At 70.3% G+C, this 21206-nt stretch carries 17 protein-coding genes and 1 pseudogene; 8 read left to right on the top strand and 10 right to left on the bottom strand.

Annotated features, from left to right (window positions below; genetic code table 11):
* The 4 genes and pseudogenes from rph to WMF22_RS22830 form a co-directional block, all read right to left on the bottom strand.
* Positions 1-2613, bottom strand: coding sequence for a rifamycin-inactivating phosphotransferase (rph, locus tag WMF22_RS22845; RefSeq protein ID WP_438037025.1), 2613 nt, complete (start codon positions 2611-2613; stop codon positions 1-3).
* Positions 2614-2788: 175 nt separating this feature from the next.
* Positions 2789-3022, bottom strand: coding sequence for a hypothetical protein (locus WMF22_RS22840; RefSeq protein ID WP_438037024.1), 234 nt, complete (start codon positions 3020-3022; stop codon positions 2789-2791).
* Positions 2935-3585, bottom strand: a complete 651-nt coding sequence (locus WMF22_RS22835; RefSeq protein WP_438037023.1) for a hypothetical protein — start codon at positions 3583-3585, stop codon at positions 2935-2937. Before WMF22_RS22835 ends, WMF22_RS22840 begins: the two co-directional genes overlap by 88 nt.
* 317 nt (positions 3586-3902) lie before the next feature.
* Positions 3903-4057: pseudogene (locus WMF22_RS22830) on the bottom strand (dihydrofolate reductase family protein); the annotation flags it as partial.
* A 123-nt stretch (positions 4058-4180) separates the two neighbouring features.
* On the opposite strand from WMF22_RS22830, the gene WMF22_RS22825 reads away from it, so the two are divergent.
* From WMF22_RS22825 to WMF22_RS22815, 3 genes are all read left to right on the top strand, one after another.
* A complete protein-coding gene (locus tag WMF22_RS22825) occupies positions 4181-5833 on the top strand; it encodes a ferritin-like domain-containing protein (protein ID WP_438037022.1) in 1653 nt (550 codons plus the stop codon).
* Between the two features lie 167 nt (positions 5834-6000).
* Positions 6001-6366, top strand: a complete 366-nt coding sequence (locus WMF22_RS22820; RefSeq protein ID WP_438037021.1) for an ArsR/SmtB family transcription factor — start codon at positions 6001-6003, stop codon at positions 6364-6366.
* On the top strand, positions 6363-6860 hold the full coding sequence (locus WMF22_RS22815) for an SRPBCC family protein (protein WP_438037020.1): 498 nt from the start codon (positions 6363-6365) through the stop codon (positions 6858-6860). The genes WMF22_RS22820 and WMF22_RS22815 overlap by 4 nt, the downstream gene beginning before the upstream one ends.
* A 34-nt stretch (positions 6861-6894) precedes the next feature.
* Here the strand turns inward: WMF22_RS22815 and WMF22_RS22810 are convergent, their stop codons facing one another.
* Together WMF22_RS22810 and WMF22_RS22805 are read right to left on the bottom strand one after the other, a co-directional pair.
* A complete protein-coding gene (locus WMF22_RS22810) occupies positions 6895-7707 on the bottom strand; it encodes a phytanoyl-CoA dioxygenase family protein (protein ID WP_437301175.1) in 813 nt (270 codons plus the stop codon).
* 270 nt (positions 7708-7977) lie between these two features.
* Positions 7978-8556 carry a superoxide dismutase gene (locus tag WMF22_RS22805; protein ID WP_437301174.1) on the bottom strand — a complete coding sequence of 193 codons (579 nt, stop codon included), beginning with the start codon at positions 8554-8556 and terminating at the stop codon, positions 7978-7980.
* A 470-nt stretch (positions 8557-9026) separates the two neighbouring features.
* Here WMF22_RS22805 and WMF22_RS22800 point away from each other — a divergent pair, with 470 nt between their 5' ends.
* Positions 9027-10433: an MBL fold metallo-hydrolase RNA specificity domain-containing protein gene (locus tag WMF22_RS22800; protein ID WP_438037019.1), complete on the top strand. Its 1407-nt coding sequence runs from the start codon at positions 9027-9029 to the stop codon at positions 10431-10433.
* Between the two features lie 19 nt (positions 10434-10452).
* A complete protein-coding gene (locus WMF22_RS22795; RefSeq protein ID WP_437301172.1) occupies positions 10453-10617 on the top strand; it encodes a hypothetical protein in 165 nt (54 codons plus the stop codon).
* Positions 10618-10854: 237 nt separating this feature from the next.
* Here WMF22_RS22795 and WMF22_RS22790 read toward each other — a convergent pair whose 3' ends face one another.
* Entirely contained in the window at positions 10855-12108 is a 1254-nt protein-coding gene (locus WMF22_RS22790) for an acyl-CoA dehydrogenase family protein (RefSeq protein ID WP_438037018.1), read from the bottom strand.
* Between the two features lie 380 nt (positions 12109-12488).
* Between WMF22_RS22790 and WMF22_RS22785 the strand changes: the two genes are divergently transcribed.
* Complete coding sequence (locus WMF22_RS22785; RefSeq protein ID WP_437301170.1) at positions 12489-13385, top strand: LysR family transcriptional regulator; 897 nt, start codon at positions 12489-12491, stop codon at positions 13383-13385.
* A 100-nt stretch (positions 13386-13485) separates the two neighbouring features.
* Here WMF22_RS22785 and WMF22_RS22780 read toward each other — a convergent pair whose 3' ends face one another.
* The 3 genes from WMF22_RS22780 to WMF22_RS22770 form a co-directional block, all read right to left on the bottom strand.
* On the bottom strand, positions 13486-14718 hold the full coding sequence (locus WMF22_RS22780; RefSeq protein WP_438037017.1) for a GNAT family N-acetyltransferase: 1233 nt from the start codon (positions 14716-14718) through the stop codon (positions 13486-13488).
* A 134-nt stretch (positions 14719-14852) separates the two neighbouring features.
* Positions 14853-16640, bottom strand: a complete 1788-nt coding sequence (locus WMF22_RS22775) for a hypothetical protein (RefSeq protein ID WP_438037016.1) — start codon at positions 16638-16640, stop codon at positions 14853-14855.
* Positions 16641-16743: 103 nt separating this feature from the next.
* Complete coding sequence (locus WMF22_RS22770) at positions 16744-17553, bottom strand: alpha/beta hydrolase (RefSeq protein ID WP_438037015.1); 810 nt, start codon at positions 17551-17553, stop codon at positions 16744-16746.
* Between the two features lie 536 nt (positions 17554-18089).
* On the opposite strand from WMF22_RS22770, the gene WMF22_RS22765 reads away from it, so the two are divergent.
* Both WMF22_RS22765 and WMF22_RS22760 read left to right on the top strand, forming a co-directional pair.
* Positions 18090-19811: a DUF1592 domain-containing protein gene (locus WMF22_RS22765; protein WP_438037014.1), complete on the top strand. Its 1722-nt coding sequence runs from the start codon at positions 18090-18092 to the stop codon at positions 19809-19811.
* Complete coding sequence (locus WMF22_RS22760) at positions 19808-21184, top strand: DUF1552 domain-containing protein (RefSeq protein WP_438037013.1); 1377 nt, start codon at positions 19808-19810, stop codon at positions 21182-21184. The genes WMF22_RS22765 and WMF22_RS22760 overlap by 4 nt, the downstream gene beginning before the upstream one ends.
* Positions 21185-21206 lie beyond the last annotated feature (22 nt).

Genomic DNA, 21206 nt, shown 5'->3' with positions numbered 1-21206 from the left:
TCAGGTCAGGATCTCGACATACCCGTCCGTTCCATGCACGCGGATGCGTTGCCCATCCCGGATCCGCCTGGTCGCGTTGTCCACGCCGACGACCGCCGGCAAGCCGTATTCACGGGCGATCACCGCGCCATGGGTCATCAGGCCCCCCACCTCGGTCACGAGGCCCTTGATGGACACGAACAAGGGCGTCCAGCTGGGATCGGTGAAGGTGGTGACCAGGATGTCCCCCGCCTCCAGCTCCGCGTCGGCCATGTCCAGGAGGACGCGGGCTCGTCCCTCGACGACGCCGGAGGAGACCGCCAGGCCGACGAGGGCTCCGGCGGGGAGATCGGCTCGTTCGCGCGCGCCTGCCACGATCTCCCCATCGGACGTGATGACGAGCGGCGGCGACAGCTTCTTGTGGAGCTCGTGTTCCGCGCTCCGTTGGCCGACGATCCGGTCGTCCAGCCGATGGGTGCGCACGACCTCGCGGAGCTCGTCGAACGTGAGATAGTAGATGTCCTCGGCGTCGTGGATCACGCCGGCCTGCACGAGCCGCTCGGCTTCTTGCAGCAAGGCCTGCTTGTAAATGAAGTAGCGATTGACGAGGCCGTACTTCGGATACTCGCGATAACCGATGAAGGTCCGGAGCCGGTCGATCATCCGCTGGGCCTCGCTGGCCTTCTGCTCCCCGTCCGGCAGCTGCCTCAACCGATCGAGCAGCGCTCGCGCCCGCTGCGAGGCCTCCTGCCGCCCCTGCTCGAACCTCCGCGCGCCGGCACGAGGCTCGAAGTTCTTGATGTTGCTCAGGATCAAGGGGACCAGGGTCGCCGGCTTCTCGCTCCAGCGGGCCCTCGTGATGTCGATCTCCCCCGCGCATCGCATCCCGTATTTGTCGAGGTAAGCCTGGATGGCGTCCCGGGCTTCCTTGCCGCCGTCGAGCGCGGCCAGCTCCTCCAGGAAGCCATCGTGCTTCACGTTCTGCAGATGAGCGACCACCTGCGGATAGGGACGGATCACGTCGGCGACATCCAGCAACGCGAGGCCCATCTCCGACGTGATGTTGTTCGACACGGACTGGGAGAGCGTGTCCGCGACGCTCTTCTCGCCGAGCCACGCCATCATCTTCTCGTTGATCCACGAGGAGGCGTTCATGCCCGCCATGATCGCGCCCATGCTCCGCGGACCGAACATGGACTTGCTCAGCCCCTGGATGTCCTCCCGGATGAAGTCGAACAGCGCCGTTCCGGTCCTGGTCCGGATGTCGCGCTTCAGCTCCGCGAGCGAGGCCTGGGTGCGCTCGATCAGCTCCGCGACGATCGCCGGGTCGTCCTCGACCTGCGCGTCGAATCGCCCGGGCGCCTGCTTGCCCTGGCCGGGGCGCGGGGCCGCCGGATCGTCGGGCAAGGGCTCGATGAAGTCTCCCCGCGAGAGGATCGTCGCGAGGGCGTCCCTGAGGAGCGGATGGGAGCGCCCGAGGAGTTCCAGGAGGGCGTCCCGGCTGGCCGGTGAGGCCAGCTGCTTCGTGGGATCGACGAACAACCTGCCGCCCGCCGGGAGCATGCGGCCACCCGAGGTCAGCTGGAACAACGACAGCCCGAGGGGCCTCATCGGGTCGGTCATCATCTGTTGATGGCCGACCGAGATGTAGACGTGGTTGCCTTGATCACCGGCTTCGGGGATGGGGTACAGGGTCGTGATCGGCCGGCTCTGGACGATGTGGAGCTCCTCGTCGACAAGGCACCACTCGATGTCCTGGGGATGGCCGAAATGCCCTTCGATCTGCCGGCCCAGGCGCTCGAGCCGCAGGATCTGCGCGTCGGTCAGCACCTGCCCGTCCTGCCGCTCGGGCTCGATCGCCCGCTCCTCGGTGCCGCCCTCCTCAAGGGCACGCGTGGCCAGCGTCTTCCTGGCGATCGCCTTCTCGATGACCTGGCCGTTCCGCACCTTGTAGCGATCGGCGCTCGCCAGGCCGGCGACCAGGGCCTCCCCCAGGCCGAAGCCTGCCTCGATCGACGACACCTTCCGGTTCGACGTGACGGGATCGGCCGTGAAGACGATCCCGGCGGCCTGCGGGAAGACCATCTTCTGCACCACCACCGCCATGTGGACCTTGCGGTGATCGAAGCCGTGCTGGATCCGGTAGGTCACCGCCCGCTCGGTGAAGAGCGACGCCCAGCAGCGGCGGACGTGCTGCAGGATCGCCTGCGTCCCGAGGACGTTCAGGTACGTGTCCTGCTGGCCCGCGAAGGAAGCCCCTGGCAGATCCTCCGCCGTCGCGCTGGACCGTACGGCGCAGGCGTCGCCCGCGCCAAGCGTGGAAAGAGCCTGGGTGAGCGCCTCTCGTAGGTCCTCGGGGATGGCCGTCCCCTCGATGATCCGGCGCAGCTCGGCGCTGAGCTCCCGGATCCCGTCCCGGTCCTCCGCCGCGAGCGACGACAGCCGATCGAGGAGCCCGCCGGCCGACGGCGCTTCTCCCATGATCCGCTGGAAAGCCTCGGTCGTGACGCAGAAGCCGGCGGGCACGCGGATCCCCTCGATCCTGGAGAGCTCACCCAGGTTCGCGCCCTTTCCCCCGACCACGCAGGCCTTCGTTCGATCGACCTCTTGGAGCGCAAGCACATAGGTCTGCATCCGTTCACCTCCATCAGGGCGTCGGCGGCTCGTTCACGTCGACGGATCGTCGCGCCCCCCTCGTCGAAGGGCGCCACTATAACGCGAACCGGGATGCGCTCCACCGAACGAAACCCCAGGATGGCGACCTCGTCAGGTCGACGGAAGGCATCCCCGCTTCCGGCGGCTCGACGCCTCACTTCATGACGAGCTTCCCGGCCGACGTGATGCACGATCGGTTGGGCTCGGGCGGCGTGTCGCCAGATTCGCACTCCGCCGGCACCTTGTAGTCCTTGCCGACCGTCCCCTTCGGGTACCAGCACTCCGCGTCGAGGTAGCGTATCAGGTAGCGGTCCCCGTCGGTCGACGATGCCTCGTTCGTCTTCCAGTCCGTGCCCGTGTAGAGGATGATCGCGCCCTCCCCGCACATCCTTTCGGCCTCCTTGACGAGCTCCGGCTTCCAGATGGGGCAGGCGTCGTGCCCTTCTCCGGCACCTTGTCGCACGCCGTGAGCTCGCGCGAGCCGTCGTCCTGGGCGCGGAGGTTCGTCCGCTCGACCGTATCGAAGTTCAGGGCGCCGCTCACGGAGGTGGTCCAGTCCATGCCGGGGCGCTGCTTTCCGCCTTCCACGCGGAGCGAGGCGAAGCCGCAGCCCTGCTCTCCCGAGTCCTTCTTGCGGAGCGCCGTCAGCATCTCGGCGCATTTGTCACGCGCCTGCTCCACGGACATCTTCCCGTCCACGGTCTCGGCCATCCACTCGTTGGCCACCGCCAGCTTGGTCTTGTCCGCACAGCTCGCGGCCACGACGATCAAGTTGAAATACGCCTCGTTCGTGTCGAGGCTCTTCTTCGACGCGGCGGCCGTGTCGTTGTACCTCTTCGCGAACTCGTCGAGCTGAGCCTTCTCCTCGGGGCCGAGCGACGCGATGAGCGCGCCGCAGCCGAGCGGCGCCGCGCACGAGAGGAGCAGAATCGCCGTCAATGCCTTTGACATCGTCCCATTCATGGGGCGGTGCGATAGCGTCGCACGGATATGGCGTCAACGCGAATGCGCGCCGCGTGGCGGGCCGGCGCGCGCCTTCGCAGGTCGCGCGCCGGCCTCCTGTGCGGGTGCGCCGCATCTCCGCCCACCTGCGCCGGGTGGATTCACGAAGCCGACACACCCGCCATCGATAGGGGAGCCCGACCTTCAGGATTTCCGCTGCCGCTCGATCTCGGCGCGCAGGCGTTCGTCCTGCTCGCCCGGCATCCTCCCCGCCTCGGACTCCTTCGTGGCCTTGACGAACACCATGACTCTCACGGAGCTCTTCTCCCTGGACTCTCCTTCGCGCGCTCCAGCGCGGCGTGGATGCCGTCGGTCACGAAGTGGAAGGTCGTTCCGCCTCCATGGTGAAGGACTCACGGGCATGGTGGGTGAGCACGAAGACGGGCACGTGGTAGGGCGGGTTCTTGCCCCACCATCCCTTCCTGTGAAGGTGCCGTTCATCTGGGATCGAGAAGGGTTGGGCATGCGAACGAAACCTCCGAACCGCGCAGTATACGCCGGCTGGGTTGGTCGAGCATCCCTCGCATGACGTCTTGAGCGACCCGTGGATACCTACCGGCGTGGTGCGGATAACATGGCTCGAACGAGTGAGCCCGCTGGGGCTGTGGGCTCTTGTTGGTGCATCAAGGGTTCATATGTTTTGAACGTTATGGTCGCTGCCGGTGATTGCTGGCAGCACCCGCAGCGTCGTGCAGAGACCTTCCACGAGCGCTCGCCGGGCAAGCTCCTCGCCGCCGTTCAGCTGGTGGTCGATGTCGATGTCGATGTCGAGGTGAAGCTCGACGCCGAACGAAGCGGCTCGAGCTCTCCGGTGGGGATGCGGCGGCTTCGTGCCGCTCGATGCTTCGATCAAGCCCGTGACAAACTCCCCCTGGCTCCCGTTCTGCTAGGTTCAACGCACATGAGACGCAGGAACAAGCTCGTGGCGATCGAGGTCGTCGGTGCGGTCGCGTTCCTGGCGCCGGCGCAGGCCCTGGCGTCGTCCGCGCCCGAGGGGTCGTTCAACCCCGGCTTCTTGCTGTCCGTCGGCAGCGGCGAATGCCCGGTCGGCGTCGGCACGGAAATCAGCGGCATGGTCTTCCCGAAGGGAGACCCGGGCTCGATCGGTTACGGTGGTTTCTTCCAGGCGCAGACGTATGCCGGCGACTATGCGCGCCTGGCGTTCGGGTTTCAGCTCGGAAACGTCGTCGGTGGAGAGCTCGGCATCGCGGGTCTGACCCGCAGCGATCTCCACACGTCGACGTTCGCACTGCACACGGGCGTCTTCGCCTCGGCCGCCGTGCTGGGGACGGGGCTGCGCGTGACGATCCCGATGAGCGGCGCCGATCACGGCCTCCCGGCTCACGGCGTCGAAGTGTCGTGGGTCTTGACCCTCAAGGTTCCGATCTACAGCGGCAAGATCTTCAACTCGCTCGGCCGGCCGCTGCGAGACGAACAGGGCCCCATCACCGCCGCGGCGCGCGAAGCGAGCGGCTGGGCGGACATCAGCGATCCCGCGCTGGTCGCTCACCTTTCGCCCCGGGAGCGTGAAGAGCTCGCCGCCCTGTGGCTCGAGGCCGCGCTCGCCGAGCACGCCTCGATCGCGACGTTCTCCGCGCTCGCGCTGGAGCTCCTGGCGCTCGGAGCACCCGCCGACTTGCTCGTGGCTTGTCAGCACGCGGCGCAGGACGAGACCGAACACGCACGCCTCTCGTTCGGTCTCGCGAGCACGTACGCGGGGCTGCCGCTCGGGCCGGGCAAGCTGCCGTTGCCGGCCACCGCGCTCTCGGGCGACGCCGCCGCCGTCGCGTACCTGAGCTTCACGGACGGCTGCATCGGTGAGACGTTCGCCGCGGCGCTCGCGCGACGAGCGCAGCGCCACGCGACCGATCCGGCCGTCGCGCGGGCGCTCGCGCGCATCGCGACGGACGAAGCGCGGCATGCTGCGCTCGCCTGGAGCATCGTCACGTGGTGCCTGACGCTCGACCCCGCGCGCGTCCGCGCCGCGCTCGGCGCTGCGCTGGCGGAGCCGGAGCTCGAAGCGCCTGTCGCCCCGCTCACGGATGTTATGGGGCTGCCGATCGTGCCGGCGGCTCGCCACGGAGCGGTGCCGGCCGACGAGCAGAAGCCCCTGCGGCGCCGCGCCGAGCGGACCGCGCGGGCACGCTTGAAGCGCATGCTGGGGGCGCCGCGCGATGCGGGAGGCCTCGTGCCCTGACCGGGGCGCCCTGCGCGAGCGCTCGCGCCCGACACACAGGTGAGCCGCCGCGGAGCCGCGCCGCGCTGAGCCGCGCTCCACGCGGGCCGGCAAGGTCCGGCCGCGCGCGCAGCCCCGCGTGCCGTGGCGCTTGACCGACGTATGCACCGTGGTGTATATGCATAAACATGCAACTGGACGTCTTCGAGGTCCTGGCCGATCCCACGCGCCGCCGCATCGTCGAGGCTCTCCTTTCTGGCGAGCAACAGGTGGCCGAGGTCGTGGAGAAGGCCGGCATCCACCAGTCGGGCGTGTCGCGGCACCTGCGCATCCTCTCGGAGTCAGGTTTCGTCTCGATGCGACCCGATGGGCAGCGGCGCCTCTACTCCCTTCGTCCCGAGCCTTTCCGCGAGCTCGACGACTGGCTCGGCCGCTACCGGCAGCTCTGGGAGGAGCGCCTCGATCGTTTCGGTGCCGCGCTCGAGAAGAAGCGTGCGTTAGCTCAGAACAACCCGGCCGTTCAAGGCGGCCCAGCCACGAGGAAGCGATCATGAACAGCGCAGTCAAAGCCCAGGCCCGATCCAAGGTCAGAGTCGAGCGCACCTACCGCGCCACGTTGCAGGAGGTCTGGGACCTCTGGACCACGCGAGAGGGCTTCGAGTCCTGGTGGGGGCCGCGAAACTTCCGGGCCGCCGTGGCGGAGCTCGACGCGAGGCCGGGCGGCACCCTGCGCTACGAGATGATCGCCGCCACGCCCGAGATGGTCCGCGCCATGGCGGAGATCGGCCAGCCGCCCTCGCACGCCGTCACCTCCACCTTCGCCGAGCTCAGGCCCATGACACGGCTCGTGCTCCGCAATGTGATCGACTTCTTGCCCGGTGTACCGCCCTACGAGGCCGACATCGAGGTCGAGCTCACGGAGCTCGGCGACCGCGTGAAGATGGTGGTGCTGCTCGACACCATGCATAGCCCCGAGTTCACCGAGATGCAGAAGGAAGGCTTCACCAGCCAGCTCAGCAAACTGGACGAGAAGTTCGGGGCGGCGTGAGGCGCGGCCGCGCCTCGGCGAGCGGCGTCGCGCGTCAGTAGGCGAAGGCCTGGTAGACCTCGGTCTCCTCCGTCTCCTCGCGCGCGTCGAGCGATTCGACGATGGGATTGAAGCGGAGCATGCGCTTCGCCCGCTCGGACAGGAGGGAGAGGCTCTCGCGGGGCACCCGGATCGAGACCTCCGGGCGAAAGAGCCAGCGGCGGCTGTAGCCGATGACGACCATGGGCCGCGGCTCGCGCGAGCGGTTCGGGGTCCCGCGGTGGAGGCCGCGAACGTCGCGGACCATGACGTCGCCGAGCTCCATGGCGATCGGCTCGAGCGCGACCTCGCCCTGCGCGAGGCGCCGCATCCCCTCGGCCTTGGAGAGCATGTGTGTGCCGCGGGCGATCTCGATGGGGCCGTTCTCGGCGGTGACGTCGACCAGGGGGAAGTTGACGGCGAGCTGGAACGCGGGTGTCTCTCTCCCGGTCTCGGGGAAGAGCGGCGGCGCGTCGCGGTGGACGTCCTGGTAGTCAGACCCGAGGAGCGGGGTGTCGGTCGCGAGCTGGACCATGGTCATGTCGGCCCCGACGAGGCGCTCCACCACGCCCAGGATCGTCTCGTCCTCGTAGATGCGCGGCTCCGCGAAGGGGGCCTTGAACGGGAGCGTCACGTAATAGCGACCGGGCCCCCGGTTCTCGAGGTGCCCCTCACGCGCGATGTGGGCGTCGAGGAGCGGCGCGAAGGCCTCACGCCACGAGCGCAGCAGGCTCTTCGGAAGGAGGTTCTTTATCAGGCAGAACCCATCGCGCTGCGCTGCGCGGGCAAGCTCATCCATCTCGGCGCTGGTGTGGCGGGCGTGGCTCATGGCTCGGGCCGAGCTTGGTGGATCGAGCGGAGTCGTCAAGCTCGGCGCTCGCCCTCCGCCGGCTCATCCCCATCCCACCACCGCCGGAATCATCGTCTTCGGAGGAGAACGCGGCGCTCAAGGCGCCCGGCCCACGCGCGCGGGACGGGCGAGTGATCTCGGCCTCACGAGGCCGACGCCCGCGCGGCCCCGCTCTGCGTCAGCTCAGGCTGGTCGCCCTCATGCCTGACACAGAGCGGCTTCGACGCCCCCTTCGCGGGAGCGCGCCGGTCACAGCTTCGAGGCGGCGTGGTCCCAGTTCACCAGGTTCCACCACGCCTCGACGTACTTCGCCCGGGCATTGCGGTAGTCGATGTAATACGCGTGCTCCCACACGTCGCACGTGAGCAGCGGCGTCTTGCCCTCCGTGAGCGGGCTCCCGGCGTTGCCCGTCTGCACGATTTCCAGCTTGCCTGAGCCATTCTTCACCAGCCAGGCCCAGCCCGAGCCGAACTGACCGATGGCCGCGGCGGTGAACTTCTCCTTGAACGACGACACGCTTCCGAACGCCTCGTCGATCGCCGCACGGAGCGCGGCGGTAGGCTCACCGCCGCCCTGCGGCTTCATGCTGTGCCAGTAAAACGTGTGATTCCACACCTGAGCTGCCTGGTTGAAGACCGCGCCGGACGTCGTGCGGACGAGATCCTCGAGGCTCTTGCCCGCGAGCGCCGCGTCCGCTGCCACGAGCTCGTTCAGCTTCGTGACGTAGGCGTTGTGGTGCTTGCCGTGGTGGAAATCGAGCGTCTCGGCCGAGATGTGGGGGACCAGCGCGTCTCTGGAGTAGGGGAGCTCGGGAAGAGTGAAGGTCATGGTTCTGTTCCTCGTGTTGCGTATCGGCGGCCACGCGCTCGTCGCAGCCCGTTGTGAGTAGCTCGGCGAGGACCTTCGGGTGGCGCTCCAGCCACGGATCGAACGCCCGCGCTTCGCGGCCAGACAGCCGCTCCACGTCGCCGGGTCCGGCGGCAGCGTAGCAACCCCGGTGGGCGCGCGTGGCGCCTTGCCAATGAGTTGGCAGTTTTCCATCCATTTGGAGAGACGGCCTCCCGGCCAGCGGCTCCGCGGCTCCGCAAACCTGCCAGAGCGGACGGCGCGCGGCGCGGCCGCCGCGCGTGACGGGGCTCTCACAGAGATCGAGGAAGGCCTCGATGCACGTCCGGCGTATGCGAAGATCCCGCGACGCCGCCAGGCGGCGCCCTGGAACGGCCGCGTTCGAGGAGGGGAACGTCGAGGGAGCTCGATGATCTGGCCGGTCTGTCGGCGCGGTTGCTATCATCGAGCCCGTGCACCTCGAGTTCATCGGCGCCGCCAGGACCGTCACCGGATCCATGCACCTCCTGAGGACGCGTGACGCGACCATCCTGCTCGACTGTGGCCTCTACCAGGGCCGCCGCGCCGAGTCGTTCGAGCGCAACCGCCACCTCCCTCTCCCCATCCACGAAATCGACGCCGTCGTCCTCTCCCACGCGCACATCGATCACTCCGGCGCCCTGCCGATCCTCGTGAAGAACGGCTATGAAGGCCCGATCTACGCGACCCCGGCGACGCGCGATCTCGCGGCCGTGATGCTGCGCGACGCCGCCGCGATCCAGGTCTCCGACGCGCGCTACCTCAACCGCCGCGCCGAGAAGCAGGGGAGCGACGAGCCGCGCGTCGAGCCGCTCTACGAAGACGACGACGCTGTCGAGGCGATCTCCCGCCTGGTCGCCGCGCCCTACCACCACCCGATCGAGATCGCGCCGGGCGTGCGGCTCACCTTCCTCGACGCGGGCCACGTGCTCGGCAGCGCCGTCTCGCTGCTCGACGTCGTGGAGGGCGACGCCCACAGGCGCGTCGCCTACACGGGCGATCTCGGCCGCTACGAGCGCCCGATCCTGCGCGATCCCGAGGTCGCCGAGCGCGCGGACGTGCTCGTCTGCGAGAGCACCTACGGCGATCGCCTGCACGAGGGGACCGACGAGCTCGACGAGGATCTCGCGCGCGTCGTCCGGCGGACCTCCGAGCGGGGCGGCAAGCTCTACATCCCCACGTTCGCGCTCGAGCGCGCGCAGGAGGTGATCTTCGCGCTCAAGAAGCTCCGCCGGAACGGCCGCATCCCGCGGCTGCCGGTCTACGTCGACTCGCCGCTCACGGTGAAGCTCACCGACGTCTTCCGGCTCCACCCCGAGTGCTTCGACGTCGAGACGCGCGCGCTCCTCCGCGGCTCAGGATCACCCTTCGATTTCGAGGATCTTCGCTACGTCGAGGACGTCGCGGGCTCGAAGGCGATCGACGCCGAGCCCGAGCCCTCGATCGTCATCGCGGCGAGCGGCATGTGCGAGGCGGGGAGGATCCTCCACCACCTGAAGGCCGGGATCGAGGACCCGAAGAACACGATCCTCATCGTCGGCTATCAGGCGCAGCACACGCTCGGGCGGCGGCTCGTGGAGGGACGATCGCGGGTGAGGATCTTCGGCGTGGAGCGGGACCGTCGGGCCGAGGTCGTGGTCCTGAACGGCTTCAGCGCGCACGCCGATCAGGGCGACCTGCTCCGCTACGCGGACCGCTGCCGCGAGCGCGGCCCCCTCGGCAAGATCGCGCTCGTCCACGGCGAGCCGCGGGCGCAGGAGGTCCTCGCGAGGATGCTCCGCGCGCGCGGGCACGGCGAGGTCGTGATCCCGGCGCCCGGTGAGCTCCTGGAGATCGTCTGAGCGGTCGTGGCTGGTGATCGTGGGCGTCGGCCCCCGCCCCGACCGCCTCGACGTTGCCGGTCACCTGCTCGAGCCCATGGGGCTCTCGAGGCAGGGCGTGGCCGACGAGCACCACCCGGCTCCATGCGTGTCCGAGCTCGCCGCCCCGGAGCGCCTCGGCGAGCCGATGGTGGACATCGGCTGAAGAGGTTCATGCGGCTCACGAGGAGGTGATGCGGCGCTCTCTGCGCAGCGCTCACCGGGCGCGCTCGCGGGCCGGCTGCGTCCGCCCGAGCGCCTGGGTGGCCGTCGCTGACCAGGTCGACGCGCTCATCATGAAGATGCAGCTCGATGTGAACAGCGAGACGGCGACCTGTCCCACGCCTCGAACGCCGCGGTTTCAGATCGCCGTCTGGTACCGCTCCGGGTCTCGCCACGTACTTCAGTAGGCCCCCTTCGGATCGAGGCCCAGCATGTGCTGGCCTACCATGGTGGACACGGCGTCCCAGTTGAGCGTGATGTGCTGGGCGATCGCATTGCCGTCTCGCCACATGCGCTGGATGGGTTGACCGAGCGCCAGGCTGCTGCCACCGACGCACGAGAACAGCGACTGAATGGCGGCGTGCGACAGCTTCGCCGCGTAGGCGTGGCCTCGCCGGTTGCGGATGCGCTTCTCGACGCTCACGGACCTCCCCTGGGCCGCGGTCAGCTCCACCTCGGTGATGTCGCGGTCGAGGACGAGCCTCGCCGCGTCCACGGCGGCGGCGGCGTCGGCCAGACGCGACTGGACGTGAGCGAACTGGCTCAGGAGCGCCCCCGCGCCTCCGATGCCGCCGCGCGTGACGCGGTTCTCACAGAGATCGATGAAGGCGTCGATGGCGCCTTGGGCGGTACCCAGGAGCGGGGCCACGAGGCAGACGGGGATCGCCGAGAGGAAGGAGATGCTGTAGATGCGGTTGGGGTTCACCGCGGCCCCGGGAGGCGCACCGGACGCGGCCTCCGCGAAGGTGAGCTTCCGATGACCCGGGACGAAGGTCGGCTTGTCGATGACCACTGTCTTGGACCCGGTGCCAGCTTGCGCCGCGACGTACCAGTCGTCCTCGATCGACCAGTCGGAGCGGGGCGCGAGCAAGAAGCCGGCGCCGGGGGCGGCGTCGCTCTCCTTCGGGAACTGGACGCCCAGCATGGCCCATTGTGAGTTGTCGATGTTCGAGGCGAAGCGCCACTTGCCCTGGATCAGGTACCCGCCATCCACCGCCTGCGCTGAGGTGATGGGCGAGTAGGAGCCGCACAGGATGGCCCGGGGACTTTCCCTCCACACGTCGTCCTGCGCCTGCGCCGGGAACAATCCGAGCAGCCACTGGTGGATGGCCCCGAGCGAGCACGCCCAGGCGGACGAGGTGCAGCCCCGCCCGATCTCGCTGATCACGTCGAGCAGCGCGGTGAAGCCGTACTCATAGCCGCCGTAGCGGGCCGGTTGCATCAGCCGGAAGAAGCCGGCGCGATGGAAGAGCTGGTTCGTCTCCTCCGAGACGCGGCGCTCGATCTCCGTCTGCTGGGCCCGCTCGCGGAGGCGAGGGACGAGCTCGCGCGCAGTGGAGACCAGGCTCTCCAACGACGGCGCGTCGGCGGCGGGGCTCATCCGACCGGGGGCCTTCATGGCAACGGTTCTGATCGAGGAGTGTTCGAGATTCATAAGTTATGCCTCGCGGGGCGAAGATTGGCCGGCTGGCGCGACCCGATCGGCGCGGCCAGGGGCACGCGCGTCGGCGCGACGAATCGGGCCGACATCGAAGCGAACACGAAGAGCGCTGACGACCTCGCCCCTGCAGCCAGCCCAGCGGCTGCAGGGACGGCCGCACGCGCGGCTGTCGTGGCAGGGCGGAGCCGACGGCGCACGCGCTGCGCCCTCCGGGGCCTCGGGGGGAACCGGCATGGCCGACGGCGGCGCGGATCGCCGCGAGGCGGGACGCCGCGCCGGCGCCGCCACGCTTAGGATCACGTCCAGAGTATGCGAGGATGCCCGCGACGGCGCCAGATGGCGCCCTGGAACGGCCGCGTTCGAGGAGTGGAACGTTGAGGGAGCCCGATGATCTGTCCGGTCTGTCGATCTTCGTGCGCATCGTCGAGGAAGGCTCGCTCAGCGCGGCCGGCCGGGCGCTCGGGCTGCCCAAGGCGACCCTCAGCCGCAACCTCGCGCTGCTGGAGAAGAGGCTCGGCGCGCCGCTGCTGATCCGCTCCACGCGCGCGCTCAGCCTGACGGATACGGGCAGGCGCTTCTTCGACAAGGTCCAGCCCATCGTCCGAGAGGCGCAGCAGGCGACCGCCGAGGTCAAGAGCCTCCATGCGGCTCCCTCCGGGCTGCTGCGCGTCACCGCGCCCGTCGCCTATGGCCAGGCGGCGATCGCGCCCCGCCTGCTCTCGTTCATGAGGCGTTATCCGGCGGTCCGCATCGACCTGCACCTCCATGACGGGCGCGTCAACCTGGTCAACGGCGGCTACGACCTGGCCATCCGGATGGGGGCGATCGAGGACAGCGAGCTGATCAGCCACAAGCTGGCCGACGTCACCATGGTCATCGTCGCCTCGCCGAGCTGGCTGGAGCAGCACGGCATGCCCCAAAGGCCCGCCGACCTCGCCCAGCACGCCGCCGTCGTCACGCGGCCGGATATCGTCCAGTGGAGAGTCGGCGGGGAGACCGTGCGCGTCTCCTGGCGCATGAGCACCGGCAACATGATCGTCACGCGGGACGCCGCGAGGGCCGGGCTGGGCATCGCCTTCGTGCCCGAATTCCTCGTGTTGCGTGACCTGGAAGGAGGAACGCTCGTACGCCTGCTCCCCGACGTCGAGCTGCCGGTGATTCAGGCGACCGCGCTGTACACCCGCGCCGCCAGCCAATCGGTGGCGCTGCGCGCCTTGCTCGACGACCTCCTCGCCAGCCGACCCATCGAGGTCGACGCCGCGCCGTCGTGACCCTGCCCGGGCGCGGGTGATATCCCCCTCTGCTGCGACATGCGATGTCGGTACACCGGCCTTGTATCAGGTGGGGTGAAGACGAACGAGCCGGCGCCGTTCAGAACCTATCTGCCAGCGTGAGCTGCGGGTGCTGCGCCGGGAAGAGCACCGGGACGAGCCGGGCGGCGTCTCCTGTGAGCCGGAGCTCCCCCGCGTCGCACACCTCCAGCGGCGCGTCCGAGCCGAGGAGGAGCCGCGCCACAGCCCAGCCGCCGCGGACCGCGCTGCGCGCCGCCGCGGCGCTCCGCCCGTCGACGACCTCGACGCGGCCGCGGTCGAGGCGGAGCGTCGCCGTCTCCTCGGGGCTCTCGAGGGTGAGCGCGCCGCGGTAGCCCGCGAGCTCCGACGCGGCGAGCCGGGCCGAGAGCTCCGGCGCCATCGCCGCGAGGCACCCCGGGAGGTCGACGACCCGGACCATCGCGGCGCCGCTTTCCGCATACCGCTGCTCGTGGCGGCTGTTCAGCCTCCGGAGCCGCGCGGCGAGCGCCGAGCGGTAGGGGAGCGTGTCGAAGCGGAGCTCGGGGAGCGCCTTCCGCCGGCAGAGGGCCCCGAGCGCCGAGAGCGCCGCGTCCGGCGCGCCGGTCGCCTCGGCGCACACGAGCCGGCTCCTGCCCGCCTGGACGACGACATGCCCTTCGGGACGCTCGCGATCCGCGCCCCAGCACCAGGCCTCGACGTCCTTGCGCATGCCGCTCCACGAGCGCAGAAAGGTCGGCCGCACCGCCGTGCCGGTGAGGCCGGCGTTCCACCGGTTGTGCAGCCGCACGAGCGCCCGCGTGGGCGCCGCCGGGATCCGGCGCAGGCCGCGCAGCCGAGGCAGCGCGGCCGGGAGATCGGCGAGCTTTACGCGCCACCGCGACTCGGGCCAGGCCGGCACATAGCCGAACCGGTGGTAGAAGTCGTCGATCCCGAACAGGATCGAGAGGTGATAGCCGCGGGCGCGCATGCGGTCGAGGCTGTGCGGAGCCGTGCGGGCCATGAGCCCTTTCCCGCGGTGGGCCGCCTCGGTGGCCACCGCGCCGATGCCGCCGCAGCGCACCTCCGCCCGACCGATCCGCATCCGGTAACCCCACACGCCCCAGTGGGTGACCATCGCGTCACCGAGGAACCCGACGACCGAGGCGTCCCAGTCATAGTGGCTGTGGTTCACGTACCAGGCGGCGCAGTCGGCGCGGAAGCTCGCGTAATTGCCAAAGGTGCGCGCCGCGATCTCGATCACCGCCGTCGCGTCGGCGACCGGAGCGGGGGAGCGGACGGTGAGGGACGGAGTCTTCAGGAGCGTACCCGCCATCGGTAGGAGCGGTTCGCCCACGGCGTGCGATCGAGCATGCGTCCCTCGTATCCGGACCCCGCCGACCCTGTCCAAGTTTCTGATGCAGCGGCGCTACCAACCCTTCTCCGGGGACGTGGATCACATCGGAGAGCTCAGAACAACCCGATCGGCCCCGGCGACCACGGGAACTCCACCGCCTCGCCGACCGCGGGCGGCGCGACGCGGCGGAGCCTCCCGTCGCGCCACGCCAGGAGGACGAGCCCTGGATCCTCGAGCGGCGCGCCCAGGTCGACCTCGAGCCGCACCGGCCTCCCGTCCGCGACCTCGGCGACCCGGATCGTGGCGCCGCACTGGCCGACCTCGTAGCCCGCGGCGATCGGCGAGGACGGCGCGCGGTAGAGCGTCTCGAACGCCCCGGTCAGCATCGTCCCGTCGATGCGCCCCAGGGAGAACGAGGACGGGCCTGTGCGCGTGAGGCGGTGGGTGCCCTTGTTCATCGAGAGGATCGACCAGCAGGAGAACGAATCGGGCGACTCCAGGGCGCGGATCGCCTGAGGGTACATGGCTGCCATGGGATCCGACGCGGCCGCGATGAAGACCCGCTTGCGGGGCGGCGCGTCGATCTCCGCGGTGCGGGCGATGTCCTCGAGCTTGCGCGCGATATCGACGCTCGACGAGGTGGCGGCGAGGAACAGGAGCGGCGCGATCCCGAGGTGCACGGCGGCGAGGAACCCGGCGCCGGCGCGGCGGGGCCATGACGCGGCCCCGGGCGAGGGGGCGCGGCGCAGCCCGCGCAGGACGACGACGGCGAGGAGCGGCGCGATCCCGAGGCCCGGCATCAGCAGCAGGCGCGACCCGGGGAAGCCCCCGAGGCTCGTGAAGAACGCGAGGAGCGCCCCGGGGACGAGCCAGCGCAAGGCGGCCCGCTCGCGCTCGGGGACCGCCGGGAGGCAAGCGCGGTAGAGGAGGGCGACGCCGGCGGCCGCCGCGAGCCCGACCGCGATGAAGGGGAGCTTGGGGAGCGGGACGGAGAGATCCGCGGGCACGGCCACGAGGGCGCCGCCGATCAGGATGGGCAGCCGCTCCGCCGCGGCGGCCACGAAGGCGAGCGGGCTCGTGAGCGGGTCGATATACCCGCCGGTGTGCGCGGCGCCGCCGCCGAACGCCTTGTACGCGGCGAAGTACACGAGGAGGCCGAGCACCGGGAGCACGCCGGCAACCCGGGCGCGAAAGCCCTCTGCGCGGCCCGGCGGCACGGGACCGGCGAGCTGATAGGTGATCCAGTACGCCGCTCCGCCGAGCGCCGCCTCGCCGCCGAGGAGCCCGATCCCGAGCCCGAGCGGGCCCAGGTACAGCCCGGGCCGCCACCCTTCCTCGCGGTAGCAGAGATACGCCAAGAGCCCGAGCACCACCGGGAGCGCCGCGAGCAGCATGTGCTGGCACGCGATCCAGCCGACCGGGTGAACGTGATTCCCGCTGATCGCGAAGATCAGCGTGGCGAGCGCCGCGGTCGCGCCCGGGAGCACCCGCAGGAACAGCCTGCCCGCGGCCGCGACCAGGGCGACGTAGAGCCCGATCGAGACAAGGTGGTACCCGAGCGGGGCGTCGCCGAAGACAGCGCGCTCCAGCGTGAGCAGCGCGCTCGCCAGGGGGCGGACAAGGTGGATCCTGAGCCCCGGATCGGTCCACCACGGCAGCCCGGAGATGGAGACGGCAGCCCGTGTCTCCTCCGGAACGCCGGGGAAGAAGTTGTAGAGATCGTACCAGGGAGGCGAGCCGGGGATCAGCTTCGCGAGGTAGCAGAACAGGATGTAGTCATCGGCATAGAAGGCGATCGCCACCGTGGGCAGCGCCAGGGCGAGCGCGAGGAGCAAGACAGCCGTGAAGAAGCGAGGGTGGCTGAGCCACCGCGCCAAGCGATCGGAAGGATCCTGTTTCATTCGGGCGCACAACGTAGGGTAGGTCGCGCGCGCCGTGTAGAGCCCGTGGAAACAGCGCATCCGGGCGGGTGAGGGCGAGGCCCGTGGCCGTGTCCGGACGGTGTCAGCGCGTCTCGGCGGCGGCGCCGCGGATGAGCTGCAGGAGGTCGCGCCGCATCTCGCCGCTCACCGTGTGGCCGACGCCAGGGTAGCTCACCAGCCTCGCCTTGACGCCGCGCCCCTCGAGCGCCGCGATCGCGTCGCGCGTCGGGCCGATCGGGACGCGCCGGTCGTCCTCGCCGTGCAGCGCGACGAGCGCTGGAGCCGCCGCGCCTGCGCCGGGCAGCACCGCCGAGGGGACCCAGCCGCCCATGGGGAAGGCGGCGCCGACCACGCGCGGGTGGTGAAGCGCGAGCGCGAACGTGAGCGCGCCGCCCTGGGAAAAGCCGGTCACGATGGCCTTTCCCCGCGTCGGCCGCTCGGCGGCCACCCGCTCGATGGTCGCCGCGAGCGCGGCGGCCGCGCGCAAGATGCCCTGTCCGACCTCATCGCTCGCGAGCGCCTGCTGGAGCGGAAACCACGAGTAGCCGCCGCCGTACGGCGTGAGCCCGCGCGGCACGATGAGGCGCGCCTTGACGTCGGCGCCCGACAGCAGACCCGCGAACGACTCGGGCCTGTCGCCGAGCCCGTGAATCGCGACGACGAGGGGGAGCGCCTCGCTCCGGTCCGCGCCGCCCGTGATCTCTTCGAGGTACTCGACCGCGGCGGCGGGGACCGCCGCGCTCGCGGCTTGCGCGGCGGGAGGCGCCTGCTGCTCGGTGCCCGCAGCGCCGCCCCCGGGCGGGGCTGCCCGTCGCTCGCACGCGGCGAGCGAGACGAGCGACGCGAGCGCCAGCGCAGACCAGGCGTAGCAGCGGCGGCGAGAGGGGCGCATCGCGCAGATGCTCGCTGAACCCGCTGCTCGGCAGCAACAGCGAAGTTCCCGCGGCGGCGACACAGCACCGCCTCGTCAGGAGTGGCCAGCCATCGAGATCTCCTGCGATGGCCGGCATGCATGGGAGATCACACACACGAGCAAGGAGAGTTTTGGGTGCCGTTGGATTTGTCTGCTCCAGGGCGATCGTCGCGCACCTGCCCATGGACCGAGATTTTTTTTGGTTGTTAGTAAAGGGTATTTCCTACATAACTGGATCTCGCTGCTTGGCTTAGAGCGAACGAAACCTCTTGTCGCCAGGCAGCCGATGGTCGGCGCGTCGCGTCGTTGCTCCGCGTCGCCCTGCTTCAGCAGGGCGCCTCGTGGCACCCGGCGCTGCGCCCACCGTCGGCTGCCTGGTGCAGTCCGGGTTCGTTCGGAGCCTTTCTTCAGGAGAGGTCGGCGACCTCACTGGCTTATCGATTGACCACCTCGTCGCGCTGGCGGCGGGGTGTGTCTCCTGCGTACACAATCGATCTGCTCATCAGGAGAGCTCGATGATCTCACTGGCTTGTCGATTGACCGCCTTCCCGCGGTGGCGGCGGCTGCTGCTGGGCGCGGGGTTGAGCGTCGCCGCGCTCCTGCTCTCGGGGTGTACGGGCGCCGTGGGTGATCCGCGGGAGGGCGACGGGGACGGCGTCGTTCCCGGCGGGCCGACTGGGCCGACTGGGCCGACCGGGCCCGAGGTCGCAGAGCGCAGCATGTTTCCGCGCCTGACCCACGCGCAGTGGGAGAACACGGTGCGCGACCTCCTGCGCCTCGACGACCGGTCTGGCCTCTCGGCGTCGTTCACGAGCGACCCGCTCGGCGGCGTGTTCGACAACAACGAGGCTGCGCTCCTCGTGACGCCGGGCCTCTGGGGCGATTACCAGCGCGCCGCCGAGGAGCTCGCGGCGATGGTGACCGCCGACCCGGGCAAGCTCGGTCGGATCGCGCCCGCGGATCTGCCGGAGGCGCCGGAGGCGCGGGCGCAGGCGTTCGTCGAGCGGTTCGGCGAGCGGGCGTTCCGGCGCCCGCTCACGGACGAGGAGCGGGACGCGCACGTCGCGCTGTTCCACCGCGGCGAGGAGCTCTTCGAGGGCGAAGACCCGTTCACCGCGGGCGCCCGCGCGGCGCTCGAGGCGTTCCTGCAGTCCCCCCATTTCCTCTACCGCGTCGAGGTCGGCGCCGGGCCGGCGGAGGGCGGGCTCATCCCGCTCGGCGGACACGAGATCGCGACCAAGCTCGCTTACACCCTGTGGAACACGATGCCCTCCGACGCGCTCCTCGAGGCGGCGAAGGCGGGCGAGCTCTCGACCCGCGAGGCCGTCCGCGCCTACGCCGAGGGGATGCTCGACGACCCGCGCGCCCGCGAGGTCGTCGGCGCGTTCCACCGGCAGCTCTACGACTACGAGCTGTACCACGACCTCAACAAGGACCAGGCGCTCTACCCCGAGTTCGTCCCCGAGATGGGCGACGACATGCAGCGCGAGGCGGAGCTCTTCGTGGATCACGTCGTCTTCGACGAGGAGGGCGGGCTGACCGACCTGCTCACCGCGCGCACCGCGTTCGTGAACGATCACCTCGCCGCGGTCTACGGCGTCGAGGGGGACTTCTCGGACGAGTTCGAGCGGGTGGAGCTCGACGAGGCCGAGCGCTCGGGGCTGCTCACGCGCCTCGGCTTCCTCGCGGCCAAGGCGACGGCGCGGCAGCCGGACTCGATCCACCGCGGCGTCTTCGTGAACCTGAGGATCCTCTGCGCCTCGCTGCCGCCGCCGCCCGACGACGCGACCTCGCTGCCGCCGGGCGAGCTCGCGACCAACCGCGAGCGCGTCGAGGCGCACACGGGCAAGGGGACGTGCGGCGCGTCGTGCCACGGGGTGCTCATCAACCCCGCCGGGTTCGCCTTCGAGCATTACGACGCGATCGGCAAGTACCGCACGACCGACAACGGCGCGCCGGTCAACTCCGCGGACGCCTACACGCTCGGCGGCCAGCCGAGGAGCTACGCGGACGCGGTCGAGTTCAGCCAGCTGCTCGCCGAGAGCAGCGAGGCGCACGGGTGCTACGCGGAGCGCTGGCTCGAGTTCACCCACGGCCGCGGCGCGCGCGCGGAGGACCGGGCGCTCGTCGAGGAGCTCGGCGAGGCGTCGCGCGGCGGCGCCTCGACCAAGGAGCTCATCGTCCGGATCGTCTCCTCCACTCCCTTCCTCGCTCGCGTTCCCGCGGAGGCGCCATGATCACCCGACGACGTGTGCTTCGAGGCCTGTTCGGCGTCACGGTGGCGCTCCCGTTCCTGGAGACCTTCGCGCCGCGGCGCGCCTCGGCCGGGACGGGGGACGCGCCGCCCTTCGCGATCTTCATGCGCCAGGCCAACGGCGTCGCGCAGCAGGTCGGCGATGAGCCGGAGATGTTCTGGCCCAGCGCGCCGGGCCCGCTGACCGCCGAGTCGATGGCCGCGGAGGCCGATCGGGCGGTCAGCGAGCTCAAGGACTACGCGAGCCAGCTGATCCTGGTGCGCGGCGTCCGCTTCGCGTTCCCGGGCAACGGGTGCGGCCACTCCGGCGGCGGCAACCAGTGCCTGACGGCCGCGCGGGTGTCGGAGGATCCGGCGGGCAACGAGTCGCTGGCGATGGGCGAGTCGATCGACAACCGCATCGCGACCGAGCTCAACCCGGCGGGCGTCGAGCCGCTGACGCTCTACGCGGGCAGGAAGTCCGGTTACATCAACGAGGTGCTCTCGTACCGCGGGCCGAAGCAGCTGCGCGCCGCCGAGCGCGACCCGTACAAGGCGTACCAGAAGCTCTTCGGGCTCGCCGAGGTGGACGCCGCGGCCGCGAAGGCGCTGGCCGCGCGCCGCGCCAGCGTGAACGACCTGGTCCGGGAGCAGATGCAGGCGCTGATGCGCCGGAAGGACCTCAGCCAGGGCGACCGCGAGCGGCTGCAGCTCCACTTCGACAGCATCCGCGACCTCGAGGTCGGGCTCGCCTGCGCGCTCCCGCCGGAGCGGATCGCGGAGATGGAGGCGATCTCCCCGGACGTCGGCAGATCCGAGAACGTGGAGACCGTCGCCCGCATGCAGATGGACATCATCGCGCTCGCGATGGCGTGCGGCGCGACGCGCGCGGCGACCCTGCAGGTCGGCGACGGCAACGACGGGACCGAGTACACGATCCACGGCGTGCGGCAGAAGAGCTACCACAAGATCTCCCACCGCATCGACGGCGACGGCGAGGTCGGCCCGCCGATCGAGGGCGCGCAGGAGCTGCACCACCAGATCGACCGCATCCACGCGCGGATCTTCAAGCACCTGCTCGACAGGCTCTCGTCGTACGATCTCGGCTCGGGGACGCTCCTCGACCGCGGCGTGGCCGTGTGGCTCAACGACAACGCCGACAAGTACCACTCCTACTCGAGGGTCCCGTACATCCTCGCCGGCGGCGCCGCGGGCTACCTGAAGACCGGCCAGTTCATCGACCAGCGGGTCACCATCAACAAGCTGCTCAACACGATCGGCGCGGCCGTCGGCTGCACGAACGGCCAGGGCGGCCCGCTCGACGACTTCGGCGACGAGAGCCTCGAAGGCGGGCTGATGGATACGATCGTGGCCTGAGAGAGGAGCTCGCCCGCAGCGG

The organism is Sorangium sp. So ce204 (assembly GCF_051526795.1).
Taxonomy (GTDB): Bacteria; Myxococcota_A; Polyangia; order Polyangiales; family Polyangiaceae; genus Sorangium; species Sorangium cellulosum_B.
Note: the sequence above shows the minus strand (reverse complement) of the source record. Positions and strands in the feature narration are given on the sequence as shown.